Below are 16,127 nucleotides of genomic sequence, written 5' to 3'. Positions count from 1 at the left end.
GTGAATGGAGTAATTTGTGGAGTCAGCCAAAGCGTTTTTGCGCTCTCTCGTCGGGGATGACCGTTTCTGGATTGCCGAAGTGTTTATCGTTGTACTGATTACCGCGATGGCGTCCTGGGTATTGAGCCTGTTCGTTAGTCGTTTGCGCGAGCGCGCCGCGCGCACCGTCAATCCCTGGGATGATGCACTGGTCAATTCCATCAACCCACCAGCGTCGATACTGATCTGGTTGCTTGGGTTATCGCTCGCCGCTGCACGCGCGGGAGCGTCCACGGATGCAGAGGTATTGACCTGGCTGGCTGGAAAGCCCAGGGCTATCGGCTTTGTGGTAGTGATAACCTGGTTTGCACTGCGCTTTGCCAAAGAGGTTGAGCTGAACCTTGCCGACCCGCGATTTGTACGCAAACCCATTGATACAACCACTGTGCGTGCCATTGGCAAGCTGATTCGCGCCTCCATCATGATTACCGCCGCGATGGTCATTATGCAGCGTCTCGGCTACAGCGTGAGTGGCGTGCTGGCCATGGGGGGTATCGGTGGTTTGGCGATCGGTTTTGCCGCCAAGGACTTGCTGGCGAATTTTTTTGGTGGCTTGATGATTTATCTCGATCGCCCTTTCAAAGTGGGAGATTGGGTGCGTTCGCCAGACAGGGAAATTGAGGGGACCGTAGAGGATATCGGTTGGCGGTTGACGCGAATCCGTACCTTCGACAAACGCCCGCTCTATATTCCCAATGGCGTGTTTACCCAGATCTCGGTAGAAAACCCCTCGCGCATGCTGAACCGCCGCATCTACGAAACCATTGGTATTCGCTACGACGACGCCCTGTTGATGGCGCCAATCGTGGATGATGTTAGGGCGATGCTTCAGCAGCACCCGGAGATTGATACTAACCAGACGTTGATCGTGAACTTCAATTCTTTCGCGCCGTCCTCTCTGGATTTCTTTATATACACCTTCACCAAAACGACGGACTGGATCCGCTACCACGAGATCAAGCAGGATGTACTGTTGAAGATTCTGCAGATCGTTGAGGGTCGCGGCGCCTCTTGTGCCTTCCCGACATCCACTCTGCATATTGCGGACTTGCCGGAACTTGCGTTGGCCAACGATAGCCGAATGACACTTGGTGCTGGAGTGACAGCTAAGTGACTTGCTGCGCGAGAGCATGATATGTCAAAGCTTTCGGTGATTTTCGGCCAAATTTGGTGAATTGTTGCGCATTGTTACCGAGAAGTAACATTAATTTCACGTGGAAACCTAGACACTGGCGCAGATTTATCTAAGAATCAGTAACGACTTTCTCCGGTTGCAATGGGGAAGTACTTCGAGGTAACGGCTGCAGTGATCGTTTGATCGTAAGTTACGCAGATACGACACTCCGGCCGCTGCAAATGGGGTAGGCGTTCTGCCCGCAACCGAGGCAGACGCAATAACAATAAATGAGGTTGGCTTAATGAGTGATCGCGTTACGGGTACCGTGAAGTGGTTTAACAATGCCCGGGGTTATGGATTTATCACCTGCTCAGAGGGTGCTGAAGATATTTTTGTTCACTACCGCAGCATTCGCGGTGATGGTTACAAAACCCTCAACGAGGGACAGTCCGTAGAGTTCGAAATGCAGCAGGGTGATAAAGGCCTGTTGGCGGAAGACGTCGTTCCCTGCGAATAAGCTGATCGTCGTAAGACCTGTAAGCCTGTTAGTGAGACGCGCGCTCAAACTTCGATGAATTTTGCCCGGCAAAACGGTCAAAATGGTTTTGGCGCTTGTGCGTTAACCAGCGTTTTATATTGCTGACCTTTTCGCAAGGGTCATGAAAAAGCCCGCACCTTCCGGTAAGAGTCCGAAAGGTGCGGGCTTTTTTGTTACTGGTCATTCGGGGGCGTCGCAGTGAGAGACCGCCCCCGGCACGAATCAGCCGGCACCCACTACGCGCAACAGTTGTCCGCAGAACCAGGCGGCGTAGGTGCCCAGGGCGTAGCCCATCACCGCCAGCAAAACCCCAACCGGTGCAAGGGAAGGGTGGAAGGCGGCGGCGACCACGGGTGCGGAAGCCGCACCGCCGACGTTGGCCTGGCTGCCTACCGCCATAAAGAATGTGGGTGCCTTGATCAGTTTCGCAACCAGCAGCATCAGCCCGGCGTGGATCGCCATCCAGATCAATCCCAGCACAAACAGTTCCGGGCTTTCTTTGAGAGCGGTAATGTCCATGTGGGTGCCGATGGTGGCGACAAGAAAGTAGATAAAGATGGAGCCCACTTTGGAGGCTCCGGCTCCCTCCAGCTTTTTCGCCGGGGAAAATGCCATGGCGATACCGAGGGTAGTGGCAATGATGATCAGCCAGAAGAACTGGCTGGTGAAGCTGAAGCGGGCCAGTTGCGGCGCGTTGGCCTGGAACCAGGGTGCCAGGAAGTCGGCACAGGCGTGGGCGATGCCGGTAATGCCGAAGCCGACGGCGGCAATCAGCATCAGGTCCTGCAGGCTCGGAATGCGCGCATGTTTGCGCTGCATGTGCTCGACCCGCTCCCGCAATGTATCAATGGCACTGGTGTCAGCGCCGCGGCGGGCATCCATTTCCTTTGCATTGCCGGCCATGATCAGCAGAACCGCCATCCACAGGTTGGCGATGATCACGTCTACCGCCACCATGGCGGAAAACACCTGGCCGCCCACGTCGAAAATCTCCTTCATCGCCGCCTGGTTGGCACCGCCACCAATCCAGCTGCCAGCCACGGTTGTCATGCCGCGCCAGATAGCATCCGGTCCGTTGCCATTCAGCATGTCGGGGTTAATGGCTGACATGATCAGCAACGCCAGTGGGCCGCCAATCACAATGCCGAGCGTACCGGTCAGGAACAGGATCAGGGCTTTGGGGCCGAGGTTGATGATGCCTTTGAGGTCGATGCTCAGTGTCAGCAGTACCAGGCTGGCGGGCAGCAGGTAGCGGGAGGCGACGAAGTAGAGGTTCGAGTTGTGGGCGTCGATGATATGGAAGGTGGTGAGCAGCGACGGCAGGAAATAACAAAGGAGCAGGGCGGGGACAAAACGGTAAAAACGTTTCCAAAAGCGTTGTTCGCTGCTGGCAGTGTAGAAAACAAAGCCGAGAATGGCCGCGAGCATGCCGAGAATAATGGCGTCGTTAGTGATCATATAGCGAGTTGGCCTGATTTTTATGATTTGCCACAAGGTTAACCGAGTTTTACCCCTAACGGAAAACGGCCCGTGATGGGCCGTGTTCGCTGGGTTTCTATTCTGGTTTCTATTCGAGGTTCTATCCGGGCTTTGCGTTAATTGAGATCCAGTGGTTCTTCGTCCTGCTGCAGGTCATCGCTGGAGGGTTCCTGCTGCTGCGCAACCGTCCGTACCTCGATCAGCACACCCAACTTGGGGTGATCGATATAATGCAGTTCGCCACTGCGCAGGCGTCGCTCTTCCTGCAGTACTGCTACCCGTGCGGCCAGCTTTTCACTGGGTGCGTGTTCAGCGGGGTCAACCGATTCACCGATCGGGGTGTCTGAAAAACGGTTGCCGCTGCGGAATACCGCTGCGTCTGTGCCGTTTGCGTAGTTGTCAGTGGTGCTCGCAGTGCCATAGCCATTACTTTCTGAAGCTGACTGGGTGCCTCCCAGACTCAGGGGTTCTTCGCCGGCCAGGGAAGAATTCACGCTGATGGCGGCTCTCGGGCGAGTTGGAACCCGAATGCCTTGTGTCGCTGCCGCTGTGGCGGCCTGCTGATAACCGAATCCGGAATTGTCCGCCGTTGGCATTTCAGCAGATTGCGGCAGCCATTCGCTCAGCCACAGGTCGGTGCTGAGATGGAGGTAGCGGGACACGCTGAGGGTGACACTGCCTTCCAGTTCATGGTGGTTATCACTGGGTGCGCCGCCACTGATCAGCACGGCGGGGGCGTTGCGCTCTTGCTGCAGCACCTGTCTCCAGGTTTTGTGGAAGAGCACCCGGTAGCCTGCACTGCGCTTCAGTGCCGCGACTTTGTTGTCCAACTGGTTGGGCGCTGGCAACAACTGCGGTGACATCGGGTTGGAGCGTGAAGGGGTATCGAAATCCACCCAGCGATCGTCGTACGCGAGATGGGGCGCGCTCGGCCAGTTTTCCCGGGACTGGTTCATCCCGTTGTCCCGTGCAAATACCACCATCTCAATCTCGAACTGAGTGCCGGCATAGCTGGCGGCTTCTGCGCCGGCGGTAGCCAGGGTCAGTAGCAGGAGTCCTGCGAGTTGCTTGAGTCCCCGCTGCTGGACTTTTTGTGTGACCTTGATTGCTGAATTGGTCATCATTTCGATACCACTGTTGTCGTTGTTGTCCGCCGCACCCGCTCTGAGGTGTGGGAGGGAGGCGGCTAATTCACCAGTTTGGAATTCGTCCATCTTATCACCGATTGGCACCCCAGTTCCGCAACCAGCTGCCCCTATTGAGACAGCTGTTGCAGAACTTCGGTCACCTGCTGCAGGCGTTGTTCCGGGCCGCCTTCATCCAGGCTGAAGTTCAACTGGTTGGCGCCCTGCAGCTGGAAGCTGGTGGGGCGGGTCTGCACCAGTTTGACCAGTGTCAGCGGGTCTACCTTGGCGTTGTCGGCAAACTCGATGCGACCACGGCTGGCGGAAGCCTCCAGCTTGCGGATACCCATCTGGTTGGCGTTGAGCTTGATTTCGGTGATCCGGAACAGGTGTTTCAGCGGCTCCGGCAGCAGGCCAAAGCGGTCGATCATTTCTACCTGCAGCTCCTTGAGTGCGTCCTTGTCTTCGGCGTTGGCGATGCGCTTGTACATGATCAGGCGGCTGTGCACATCCGGCAGATAGTCCTCCGGGATCAGGGCAGGCACGCGCAGATTGACATCCACTGCTGGCGATTCCAGTGGCTCGTCGATATTGGGTGTGCGCCCCTCGCGGATGGCTTTGACGGCGTGGTCGAGCATTTCCATATACAGGTTGAAGCCGACGCTCTGAATCTGCCCGCTTTGCTCTTCACCCAGCAGTTCGCCGGCGCCGCGAATTTCCAGGTCGTGGGTGGCGAGGGTGAAGCCGGCACCCAGGTCCTGGGCCTCACTGATGGCCTCCAGGCGTTTGACCGCATCGTTGGTCATTGCCCGTTTGTTTGGCGTCAGCAGGTAGGCGTAAGCCTGGTGGTGGGAGCGGCCAACGCGTCCACGCAGCTGGTGCAGCTGGGCGAGACCGAATTTGTCGGCGCGCTCAATCAAAATAGTATTGGCGGTGGGGATGTCGATACCGGTTTCGATAATGGTGGTGCACACCAGCACATTGAAGCGCTTGTGGTAGAAGTCGCTCATTACCTGTTCCAGCTCGCGCTCGCGCATCTGGCCGTGGCCGATGCCGATGCGTGCTTCCGGCACCAGTTCCTGTAGCTCGCGCGCGACACGTTCGATGCTTTTGACTTCATTGTGCAGGAAGTACACCTGACCACCGCGCAGTATCTCCCGCAGTATCGCTTCTTTGATCAGGGGTTCATCGCGTTCACGCACAAAGGTTTTCACCGACAGCCGGCGCGCCGGTGGCGTGGCGATCACAGAAAGGTCGCGAATACCGGCCATGGCCATGTTCAGGGTGCGCGGGATGGGCGTGGCGGTGAGGTTCAGGATGTCGACTTCCGAGCGCAGGCTCTTCAGCTTTTCTTTCTGGCGAACCCCGAAACGGTGCTCCTCGTCGATGATCAGCAGGCCCAGGTTTTTGAATTTGAGGTCGCTCTGCAGCAACTTGTGGGTGCCCACGAGAATATCCACTTTACCTTCCGCGATACGCTCTTTGATGGCATCGACTTCCTTGCTGCTGCGGAAACGGGAGATGACTTCAACCGTGAGCGGCCAATCGGCAAAGCGATCCTGCAGTGACTGGTAGTGCTGCTGGGCGAGCAGGGTGGTGGGCACCAGCATGGCCACTTGCTTGCCTGCATGGGCAGCGACGAACGCTGCGCGCATGGCGACTTCGGTTTTGCCGAAGCCCACATCGCCGCACACCAGTCGATCCATGGGCTTTTTCGACAGCATATCGCCAACAACCGCTTCAATCGCCAGCTGCTGATCCGGGGTTTCTTCAAAGGGGAATCCACTGGCGAATTCACGGTAAGCCATGCCCGGGTCGGCAAAGGCGTGGCCTACCCGGGCTTCCCGGCGCGCGTAAATGTCCAGCAATTCGGCAGCGGCATCGCGGACTTTTTCCGCCGCTTTGCGTTTGGCCTTTTGCCATTGCTCGCTGCCGAGTTTGTGCAGCGGCGCCAGCTCTTCATCGGCACCAGAGTAGCGGCTAATCAGGTGCAGGCTGGCAACCGGCACATACAGTTTGGCGCCGTCCCCGTATTCCAGGGTAAGGAATTCCGCTTGCTGGCCATCGATCTCCAGGCTTTGCAAACCTTTGTAGCGGCCCACCCCGTGGTCGATGTGTACCACCGGCGCGCCGATGCGCAGTTCCGCCAGGTTTTTAACCGCGTTGTCGGCGTCTTCCTTGGCTTTGCGGCGTCGCCGTTGTTGCAGCACCCGGTCGCCAAACAGTTGTGGCTCGGCGATCAGGTTGAGTTGCGGCTCATCGAGCAGCAGTCCCTGATCGATAGGGGCTACTGTAATACCGTAACGCTCATCGCTTGCCAGGAAGCTTTGCCAGCTGTCAAAAGTTTTTGGCTTCAGGCGGATGCCGTTCAACAGATCCAATAAGGCTTCCCGGCGACCACCGCTTTCTGCGCAGAACAGAACCCGCCCCTGGTATTCCATCAAATAGGCTTCGAGCTTCTGTAGCGGCTGGTCGGAATGGCCATTTACCGGCAGGCTCGGCGGTGCCTTGCAGGCAAAGTTGTAATTGCCTTCCGCTTCCGGAAGTGTCTCCGTGGAAAAGAAGGCGCGTGCCTGGGATTTCAGGGCCGCGTAAAACTCATCGATGTCCAGCAGCACCTTGCGGGGTTCAAGTATCGGGCGGGTGAGATCACCGCGGCGGCTTTGATAGCGGTTTTCCGCTTCGCGCCAGAAAGATTCAACTGGCTGTTTGATGTCGCCCTGGATAAAGAGGTTGCTGTTGGCTGGCAAGTAATCGAACAGGCTCGCGCACTGGTCAAAAAACAGCGGTAAATAATATTCGATGCCCGCCGGCGCGATTCCGGCGCTGATGTCCTGATAGATGGAGACCGGGCCCGGGTCGCAGTCAAAATGCTCGTGCCAGCGCTCAAGGAACTTGGCCAGTGCCGGCTTGTGCATGGGGAATTCCCGTGCAGGCAGCAGGTGGATCTCTTCCACCCGGTCAATGGTGCGCTGATCTTCCGGGTCGAAGGTGCGGAGGGACTCGATCTCGTCATCGAACAGGTCGATGCGGTAGGGCAGGGTGCTGCCCATGGGGTAGATATCCATCAGCGCGCCGCGCACGGCAAATTCGCCGTGCTCATACACGGTATCGACGCAGTGGTAGCCCGCCTGTTCCAGTAGGCGGCGCTGGGCGTTGAGGTCAAACTTCTGCCCTTCACTCAATATCAGGGCATTGCCAGCCACATAGTCTTTGGGGGCCAGGCGGTGCAGCAGTGTGCTGACCGGGGCGATAACCACACCACTCCCCATTTGCGGCAAGCGATACAGCGTGGCCAGGCGGTCAGAGATGATGTCCTGGTGCGGCGAGAAGGTGTCGTAGGGCAGAATTTCCCAGTCTGGAAACTGGATAATTTCCAGTGCTTCCTCATCGTCGCTGTAGAGATCTTCTGATCCCCCATCTCGACGCGGCTTGTTAAAAAATTTCAGCTGCACCTCAAGTTGGTGCGCTTCCTGACTGTTGCGTGCAATCAGCAAGGTGGGGGCGGGGCTCGCTTTGGCCGCGCTCAGGATTGCCAGGGCGGCACTAGCGCCGTGCAGCTGGCCCCAGAATTGCCGGTCATTCTTTGTTCGAAAAGCGGGGGGGATAAAGGGGGGAGTTGACTCATGTTTCCTTATAATTCCGTGCTTTCTGACCGCTGGCGGCCGGGGAGGGCGCTATTGTAGCGGCGAACGGCTGCGGCTGCAGGTTTGCTGCTTTTCAGGGCCTCGACCGCCTGCGTAAATGACGCAGGAGCGGCCGTTGCCAGTGGAAAATTTCACGCTGAAAAAATGTAGTTTAACTACAGTTTTTAGGCCATTTTTTGCTCGGTTGCGCACCCCATATCGAATCCACATAATGCGCCAGCCGTCGGCCAGAGGGCTGTTTTTCAGCCTTCCCCTATCATTGAAATAGGCAGTGAATTAGCCATTGATTCCGGGGCCGGCAGGATCCTATTTTTCATTTTGCAGAGGTGTCTGACAGTGACTCAGAAGCGACCAAAGCCCGCTGACTTTTTCAAGGATTGGAAGGCGCGTGAAGCGCTGGCGGAATCCATGATTCCAATGATTGGTAAGCTTAACCGGGAAAGTAACGTCGGCATTTATATGTACGGCCAGAACCTGGTGAACCGCTCCGTACTCAGCATCATGAAGGCGCACCGCTTTGTGCGTCAGGTTGAAGAGAACGAGCTGTCTGAGTTTGAGACCTTTCCGGTTCTCGAGGCCATCTGCAAACTGGAACTGGGTCCGGTCCACATTGACCTGGGCACCCTGACCAACAAATACATGCGCGACCAGCGTGGCCTGAGCATTGAAGACTTCGTCCGCGAAGAGCTGTCCGATGCCTCTGGCGCTGGCAAGCCACTGCCGGAATCCCAGGATGTCGTGATCTACGGTTTCGGCCGTATCGGCCGTCTTGTAGCGCGCCTGCTGATCGAAAAAGCGGGCAGTGGCGATGTGCTGCGCCTGCGCGCAATCGTGCTGCGCAAGGGTAGTGCGGCGAACGACCTGGTCAAGCGCGCCTCTCTGCTGCGCCGCGACTCCGTACACGGCGCCTTCAATGGCACCATCCGTGTGGACGAAGAGACCAATACACTGATCTGCAACGGCAATGAAGTGAAAGTCATCTACGCCAACTCCCCGCAGGAAGTGGATTACACCCAGTACGGCATCAACAATGCCCTGATCGTCGACAGTACCGGCGTATGGCGCGATGAAGAGGGTCTGGCCCAGCACCTGGAGAGCAAGGGCGCTGCCAAGGTGCTGCTGACCGCTCCGGGCAAAGGCGACCTGAAGAACATCGTTTACGGTATCAACAACGGCGATATCACGGCGGACGACAAGATCCTGTCTGCGGCCTCCTGTACCACCAACGCCATCGTGCCGGTACTGAAGGCGATGATGGACAAGTACGGCGTGCAGCACGGTCACGTGGAAACTGTGCATGCCTACACCAACGACCAGAACCTGATCGACAACTACCACAAAGGTGAGCGTCGCGGCCGTTCCGCAGCCCTGAACATGGTGCTGACGGAGACCGGCGCTGCCAAGGCCGTGTCCAAGGCGCTGCCGGAACTGAAGGGTAAGCTCACCGGTAATGCCATCCGCGTACCGACTCCGAACGTCTCCATGGCTATCCTGAACCTGCGTTTGGGCAAGGAGACCACCAAGGATGAGCTGAATGACTATATGCGCGATGTGGCACTGCACTCACCGCTGCGTCAGCAAATTGACTTTACCAATTCTCCGGAAGTGGTATCCAGCGACTTCGTCGGCTCCCGCCGTGCCTGCGTGTTCGATTCCATTGCCACCATCGTAGATGGCGATAATGCCGTCCTCTACTGCTGGTACGACAACGAATTCGGCTACAGCTGCCAGGTGGTTCGCTGCCTGGAAGACATGGCCGGTGTACGTTACGAGCTGTTCCCGAAGAAAGACTGAGTTCTTCAGGACTGAGTGACGACGGGGGAGGGCGGTCAATCCGCCCTCCTTGCTGTCTGGGACCTCCGTACCGAGAATTGGTCGGGCAGAGGTCTAAGGCGCCAGACTGGCGTTGAATTCGAAGGACTGGCGCGTATGTGCCGGAAGCACCATCTCCAACTAAAGTTGTTGTTTTTTCAGCAAAATTTTCCCTCCGTTTGGCCCTTTTGGCCCCATTCGCTCTGGTAAAGCCTCTATCCCCTACTTATAATGCGCGCGATTTTGCGGGGCTGCCGTGTGCCGGGAAATTTTTGCGCAATGACTGCGACTTGCCAGGGCAATAGCAGATCGGTTGCGGCCCGAGCGGTGAGCAACTTCTCCATTCCAGTGGTGCCTCCCGGTAGTGGCTACTCTTTATGTGTCCACTCCCAGGCAGACCACGGCCTAAGCCCCCGCGACGGGTTCTTCATTTTTTAGTGTTTTTTTAACCTAGAAATTTTTAAACCTCTTAAACCTATCAACATTAGAACTTAGGCACAGGCGTATGAGAAAGATCCGTCGGGGATTGGATTTACCCATATCCGGCGCGCCCGAGCAGGTCATCCATGATGGCCCTGCAGCCAAGACTGTTGCGGTGATTGGTCCCGATTACAACGGGATGAAGCCCACCATGGCAGTTGCGGAAGGGGATAGCGTCAAACTCGGACAGTTGCTGTTCACCGATAAGAAAACCGAAGGTGTTCGCTACACCGCGCCGGCCGCAGGCCGCGTGGTTGCCATCAATCGTGGTGCCCGTCGGGTGCTGCAGTCGGTGGTCATTGAAGTGGACGGTGATGAAGCAGAGCAGTTCGCCAGCTATAGCGCTGACCAGCTGTCCAGCCTCACTTCGGAGCAGGTGCGTGTAAACCTGGTGGAGTCCGGCCTCTGGACCGCACTGCGCACCCGTCCGTACAGCAAGGTGCCGGCCCTGACCGCGCAGCCTTCTGCACTCTTTATTAACGCCATGGACACCAATCCGCTGGCCGCTGATCCTGCTGTGATCATTGCCGAGCAGCGCGATGCCTTTGCCCAGGGTGTTGAGATTCTCTCCAAACTGGCAGAGAAGACCTTCGTGTGTACCGCGCCTGACGCCGATATCCCGGTTCCCAGCGCCGCCAGCGTACAGCGCGAAGCCTTCGCCGGCCCCCACCCCGCTGGTCTTTCCGGTACCCATATCCACTTCCTGCACCCGGTCAAGCCCGGCCGTCAGGTCTGGACTATCGGTTACCAGGACGTGATTGCCGTAGGCAAGCTGTTCGAAACCGGCAAACTGTTCACCGACCGCGTGGTTGCCCTGGGTGGCCCGCAAGTCACCAAGCCGCGACTGCTGCGTACCCGTCTGGGTGCCGACCTGACAGCGCTGACCGCTGGTGAGACCGCGGGTAATGACAACCGTCTGGTTTCCGGCTCTGTATTCGGTGGTCGCACCGCTGCGGGTCCGCTGGCGTACCTCGGTCGCTACCACAACCAGGTGAGTGTGCTGGAAGAGGGCCGCGAGCGCCCGATGCTGCATTACTTCACGCCGGGTGCGAATCGCTTCTCGATCCTGCCGATCTACGTATCCCGCTTCCTGAAAAGCAAGCTGTTCAACTTCACCACCAGCACCAATGGCTCCGAGCGCGCACTGATGCCGATCGGTACCTACGAGCGTGTGGTGCCCCTGAATATTCTGCCAACCCAGCTGCTGCGTGCACTGATTGTTGGTGATACCCAGGTGGCTCAACAGCTGGGCGCACTGGAACTGGATGAAGAAGATCTGGCGCTGTGCACCTTTGTATGTCCGGGCAAGTACGACTTCGGTCCCATTTTGCGGGACAACCTGACCCGTATTGAGAAGGAGGGTTAAGGATGTTGCGTAAATTACTCGACAACATGGAACCGCACTTCCACAAAGGCGGTAAATACGAAAAATGGTACGCACTGTACGAAGCGATCGACACCGGTCTCTTCCAGCCTGCGGACCGCACCAAGTCCACCGCACACGTGCGCGACGGTATCGACCTGAAGCGCATCATGATCACCGTGTGGGCCTGCGCCATGATTCCAATGTTCTACGGTATGTGGAACGTCGGTTTCCAGGCGAACACCATTATTGACGGCATGAGCAACCCTGAGCTGACCGGCTGGCGCCACGCCATCATCGGTGCACTCACCGGTTACGATGCCAACAGCCTGTGGGACAACCTTGTCTACGGCGCCATGTACTTCCTGCCGATTTATGCCGTGACCTTTATTGTCGGCGGTATCTGGGAAGTTCTGTTCGCGGCGATCCGTGGCCACGAAGTGAACGAAGGTTTCTTCGTCACCTCCATCCTGTTTGCCCTGACCTGTCCGCCGGATCTGCCGCTGTGGATGGTGGCGCTGGGTATCAGCTTTGGTGTGGTTATTGGTAAGGAAGTCTTCGGTGGTACCGGTAAAAACTTCCTGAACCCGGCACTGACCGGCCGTGCCTTCCTGTTCTTTGCCTACCCGGCTGCCATGTCTGGTGACCTGGTGTGGACTGCCGTTGACGGTTATACCGGCGCTACCGCGCTGTCCGTGATGGCCAGCGAAGGTATCCAGAACGGTATTGTCGGCGTACCCAGCGGACAATTGACCTGGATGGATGCTTTTCTCGGCAACATGCACGGTTCCATTGGTGAAACCTCAACCCTGGCGATGCTGATTGCCGGCGTGATCCTGATTGGCATGAAGATCGCCAGCTGGCGCATCGTTGCCGGTACTCTGCTGGGCATGATGGCCACCGCCACGCTGTTCAACATGATTGGTTCTGAAACCAACTCCATGTTCGCTGTGCCCTGGTACTGGCACCTGGTTGTGGGCGGCTTCGCCTTTGGTCTGATCTTCATGACCACCGACCCGGTATCCGCTGCTATGACCGACGCAGGTCGCTGGTGGTACGGCATTCTCATTGGCGTAATGTGCGTTTTGATCCGCGTTGTGAACCCGGCCTTCCCGGAAGGCATGATGCTGGCGATCCTGTTCGCCAACCTGTTCGCGCCGCTGTTTGACCACTTCGTGGTGCAGTCCCATATCAAACGGAGGTTGGCACGTGGCTAATAAAGATTCAGTAAAAGGTACTCTGATCGTTGCACTGGTGCTGTGTATCGTCTGTTCCGTGGTGGTTTCCACTGCGGCAGTCATGCTCAAGCCTCAGCAAGAAGCGAACGCCGCACTGGACCGTAAGCGCAACGTACTGATGGCTGGCGGTTTGATCGATGCCGATCAGAAAAATGCCAAGGTCATTGAAGACACGTTTGAGTCCGTGACTACCAAGTACGTAGATCTGCGTACTGGTAAGTTCACCGACGAAGCACCGGCAGGTGGCAGCGGTCGCGCAGCGGCCAAAGTCTCCGATGCCAGTGAAAGACTGTCTGCGGACCAGGACACGGCCAACATTATTCGTCGGGAAAATACCAAAGAGGTATACCTGGTGGAGAAAAATGGTGAGCTGCAGCGCGTTATCTTGCCTGTTCGTGGTGCTGGACTCTGGGGCCAAATGTACGGCTTCCTGGCGCTGGAAAATGATCTCAAAACCGTTGCCGGCCTTGGCTTTTACGAGCACAAGGAAACTCCCGGACTGGGCGGTGAAGTAGACAACCCTCGCTGGAAATCCCTGTGGGAAGGTAAGCAGGTCTTTAACGCCGATGGGTCTGTGGACATCAGCGTAATCAAAGGCAGTGTCGACCCGAGCAGTGCGAATGCCGCGCATCAGGTTGATGGCCTGTCTGGTGCTACCTTGACCAGCCGCGGTGTCAACAACCTGATCAACTTCTGGCTGGGAAGTGAGGGCTTCGGTCCCTTCCTGAAAAACCTGAAAGCAGGGGAGGCATAAGCATGAGCATGAAATTAAAAGACACTCTGCTGGAGCCGATTTTTAACAATAACCCCATCGCGTTGCAGATTCTTGGTATCTGTTCCGCGCTGGCGGTAACCAGCTCTCTGGCGGTAACGCTGGTGATGTGCGTCGCGTTGACCACAGTAACCGCGTTTTCAAACTTGTCGGTTTCCTTAATCCGCAAGCAGATTCCCAACAGCATCCGGATCATCGTGCAGATGACGGTGATTGCTTCGCTGGTAATCGTGGTAGACCAGATCCTCAAGGCTTATGCCTTTGACATCTCCAAGCAGCTCTCCGTATTCGTTGGTCTGATTATTACCAACTGTATCGTGATGGGCCGCGCTGAAGCCTTCGCCATGAAGCACGGTCCCAAGGACAGTTTCTTCGATGGTATCGGTAACGGTCTTGGTTACAGTGTCATCCTGATCGGTCTCGCCGTTGTGCGTGAACTCTTCGGTGCTGGCAAGCTGTTTGGTATCGAGCTCCTGTCTACCGTGAATAACGGTGGCTGGTATGTACCGAACGGTATGCTGCTGCTGCCGCCGAGCGCATTCTTCCTGATCGGCCTGTTCATCTGGGCAATCCGTACCTGGAAGCCTGCACAGGTGGAAGAGCAAGAGTTCAAGATTGCGCCGAACTCCAAAGTTCTGCCGGCGCAACAGGAGGCCTGATAGATGGAACATTTTATTTCTCTGATCATCCGCGCGGTTTTCGTTGAAAACATGGCGCTGGCCTTCTTCCTCGGGATGTGTACCTTCCTCGCGGTATCCAAGAAGGTTGAAGCGGCGGTTGGTCTCGGTGTTGCGGTGGTTGTGGTACTGACCATCACCGTGCCCGTGAACAACCTGATTTACACCTACCTGCTGAAAGACGGCGCGCTGGCCTGGGCCGGTTACCCGGATGTGGACCTGAGCTTCCTTGGCCTGCTGTCTTACATCGGCGTAATTGCCGCTCTGGTACAGATCCTGGAAATGTTCCTGGATAAATACGTACCGGCGCTCTACAACGCCCTGGGTGTATTCCTGCCGCTGATTACCGTGAACTGCGCCATCATGGGTGCCTCTCTGTTCATGGTGGAGCGCGAATACAATTTTGGTGAATCTGTTGCTTACGGCTTCGGCGCCGGCCTCGGCTGGGCACTGGCGATTACCGCTCTGGCGGGTATTCGCGAGCGCATGAAGTACAGTGACGTGCCTGAAGGTCTGAAAGGCCTGGGTATCACCTTCATTACCGTTGGTCTCATGTCGCTGGGCTTCATGTCCTTCGGCGGCATCGATATCTAAGCGGGGAGGTCGAATAGTATGGAATTAACGGATATTTATTTTGGCGTAGGCATGTTCACCGTGATCGTGCTGGCGCTGGTGGCCATCATTCTGGTTGCCCGCTCTCGCCTGGTGAACACCGGTGACGTCAACATCCTGGTTAACGGTGAGAAAACCCTCACCGTGCCGGCGGGTGGCAAACTGTTGCAAACCCTGGCAGCCAACAACCTGTTCCTGGCATCTGCCTGTGGCGGTGGCGGTAGCTGCGCCCAGTGCGTGTGTAAAGTGACCGAGGGCGGTGGTGACATGCTGCCGACCGAAGCGGCCCACTTCACCCCGCGTGAAGCAAAAGCCGGCAAGCGCCTGTCCTGTCAGGTGGCGGTTAAGCAGGATATGAAGATCGAAGTGCCTGAAGAGGTGTTTGGTGTGAAGCAGTGGGAATGCACTGTGGAATCCAACCCGAACGTGGCCACCTTCATTAAAGAGCTGACCCTGAAGCTGCCAGAAGGCGAAAACGTAGACTTCCGTGCTGGCGGTTACGTACAGCTGGAAGCGCCACCCCACCACGTGAAGTTCTCCGATTTCGAAATCGAAAAAGAGTACCGTGGCGACTGGGAGCACTTCGGCTTCTTCAAGCTGGAGTCCAAGGTGACCGAGCCGGTAGTACGCGCCTATTCCATGGCCAACTACCCGGAAGAGAAGGGCGTTGTTAAGTTCAACATCCGTATCGCTACTCCGCCGCCGCGCTCTGAAGGCATTCCGCCGGGCCAGATGTCTTCCTACGTCTTCAATCTGAAGCCGGGCGACAAAATGCGTGTGTACGGTCCCTTTGGTGAGTTCTTCGCCAAGGACACCGACAACGAAATGGTCTTCATCGGTGGTGGTGCCGGTATGGCGCCGATGCGTTCGCACATCTTCGACCAGCTGAAGCGCCTGAACTCCAAGCGTAAGATCAGCTTCTGGTACGGTGCGCGCTCCCTGCGCGAGATGTTCTACGAGGACGATTACAACGGCCTTCAGGACGAGTTCGACAACTTCAAGTGGCACATCGCCCTGTCGGATCCGCAGCCGGAAGACAACTGGACCGGTTACACCGGCTTCATCCACAACGTAGTGTACGAAAACTACCTGAAGGACCACCCGGCGCCGGAAGACTGTGAGTACTACATGTGTGGGCCGCCCATGATGAACGCGGCGGTGATCAACATGCTGAAGGACCTGGGCGTTGAGGATGACAACATCCTGCTCGACGACTTCGGCGGCTGATC

General features: G+C 57.0%; 12 protein-coding genes. 9 read left to right on the top strand and 3 right to left on the bottom strand.

The window, feature by feature from the left end; all coding sequences use genetic code 11:
• The first annotated feature begins 16 nt into the window (after positions 1-16).
• A complete protein-coding gene (locus tag GRX76_RS13495; RefSeq protein WP_201276821.1) occupies positions 17-1,153 on the top strand; it encodes a mechanosensitive ion channel family protein in 1,137 nt (378 codons plus the stop codon).
• 304 nt (positions 1,154-1,457) lie between these two features.
• The gene (locus tag GRX76_RS13490; protein WP_160153794.1) at positions 1,458-1,673 is read left to right on the top strand and encodes a cold-shock protein; all 216 of its coding nucleotides are present in this window, start codon (positions 1,458-1,460) and stop codon (positions 1,671-1,673) included.
• Between the two features lie 243 nt (positions 1,674-1,916).
• Here GRX76_RS13490 and GRX76_RS13485 read toward each other — a convergent pair whose 3' ends face one another.
• From GRX76_RS13485 to mfd, 3 genes are all read right to left on the bottom strand, one after another.
• A complete protein-coding gene (locus GRX76_RS13485) occupies positions 1,917-3,152 on the bottom strand; it encodes a DUF819 domain-containing protein (RefSeq protein ID WP_160153793.1) in 1,236 nt (411 codons plus the stop codon).
• Between the two features lie 137 nt (positions 3,153-3,289).
• On the bottom strand, positions 3,290-4,387 hold the full coding sequence (locus tag GRX76_RS13480) for a CsiV family protein (protein ID WP_160153792.1): 1,098 nt from the start codon (positions 4,385-4,387) through the stop codon (positions 3,290-3,292).
• Positions 4,388-4,428: 41 nt separating this feature from the next.
• The gene (gene mfd, locus GRX76_RS13475) at positions 4,429-7,935 is read right to left on the bottom strand and encodes a transcription-repair coupling factor (RefSeq protein WP_370463958.1); all 3,507 of its coding nucleotides are present in this window, start codon (positions 7,933-7,935) and stop codon (positions 4,429-4,431) included.
• Positions 7,936-8,274: 339 nt separating this feature from the next.
• On the opposite strand from mfd, the gene GRX76_RS13470 reads away from it, so the two are divergent.
• The 7 genes from GRX76_RS13470 (at position 8,275) to nqrF (ending at position 16,125) form a co-directional block, all read left to right on the top strand.
• Positions 8,275-9,738, top strand: coding sequence for a glyceraldehyde-3-phosphate dehydrogenase (locus GRX76_RS13470; protein WP_160154966.1), 1,464 nt, complete (start codon positions 8,275-8,277; stop codon positions 9,736-9,738).
• Positions 9,739-10,261: 523 nt separating this feature from the next.
• Positions 10,262-11,602, top strand: a complete 1,341-nt coding sequence (locus GRX76_RS13465) for a Na(+)-translocating NADH-quinone reductase subunit A (protein WP_160153791.1) — start codon at positions 10,262-10,264, stop codon at positions 11,600-11,602.
• A gap of 2 nt (positions 11,603-11,604) precedes the next feature.
• On the top strand, positions 11,605-12,816 hold the full coding sequence (locus GRX76_RS13460) for an NADH:ubiquinone reductase (Na(+)-transporting) subunit B (protein ID WP_160153790.1): 1,212 nt from the start codon (positions 11,605-11,607) through the stop codon (positions 12,814-12,816).
• Entirely contained in the window at positions 12,809-13,591 is a 783-nt protein-coding gene (locus GRX76_RS13455) for a Na(+)-translocating NADH-quinone reductase subunit C (RefSeq protein ID WP_160153789.1), read from the top strand. The genes GRX76_RS13460 and GRX76_RS13455 overlap by 8 nt, the downstream gene beginning before the upstream one ends.
• A gap of 8 nt (positions 13,592-13,599) precedes the next feature.
• Positions 13,600-14,268, top strand: a complete 669-nt coding sequence (locus GRX76_RS13450) for an NADH:ubiquinone reductase (Na(+)-transporting) subunit D (RefSeq protein ID WP_160154965.1) — start codon at positions 13,600-13,602, stop codon at positions 14,266-14,268.
• Between the two features lie 3 nt (positions 14,269-14,271).
• Positions 14,272-14,880 carry an NADH:ubiquinone reductase (Na(+)-transporting) subunit E gene (gene nqrE, locus GRX76_RS13445; RefSeq protein WP_160153788.1) on the top strand — a complete coding sequence of 203 codons (609 nt, stop codon included), beginning with the start codon at positions 14,272-14,274 and terminating at the stop codon, positions 14,878-14,880.
• Between the two features lie 18 nt (positions 14,881-14,898).
• Positions 14,899-16,125: an NADH:ubiquinone reductase (Na(+)-transporting) subunit F gene (gene nqrF, locus GRX76_RS13440; protein ID WP_160153787.1), complete on the top strand. Its 1,227-nt coding sequence runs from the start codon at positions 14,899-14,901 to the stop codon at positions 16,123-16,125.
• The last annotated feature ends 2 nt before the right edge of the window (positions 16,126-16,127 follow it).

The organism is Microbulbifer sp. ALW1, assembly GCF_009903625.1.
Taxonomy (GTDB): domain Bacteria; phylum Pseudomonadota; class Gammaproteobacteria; order Pseudomonadales; family Cellvibrionaceae; genus Microbulbifer.
This window is presented reverse-complemented; position numbering and strand designations above follow the sequence as displayed.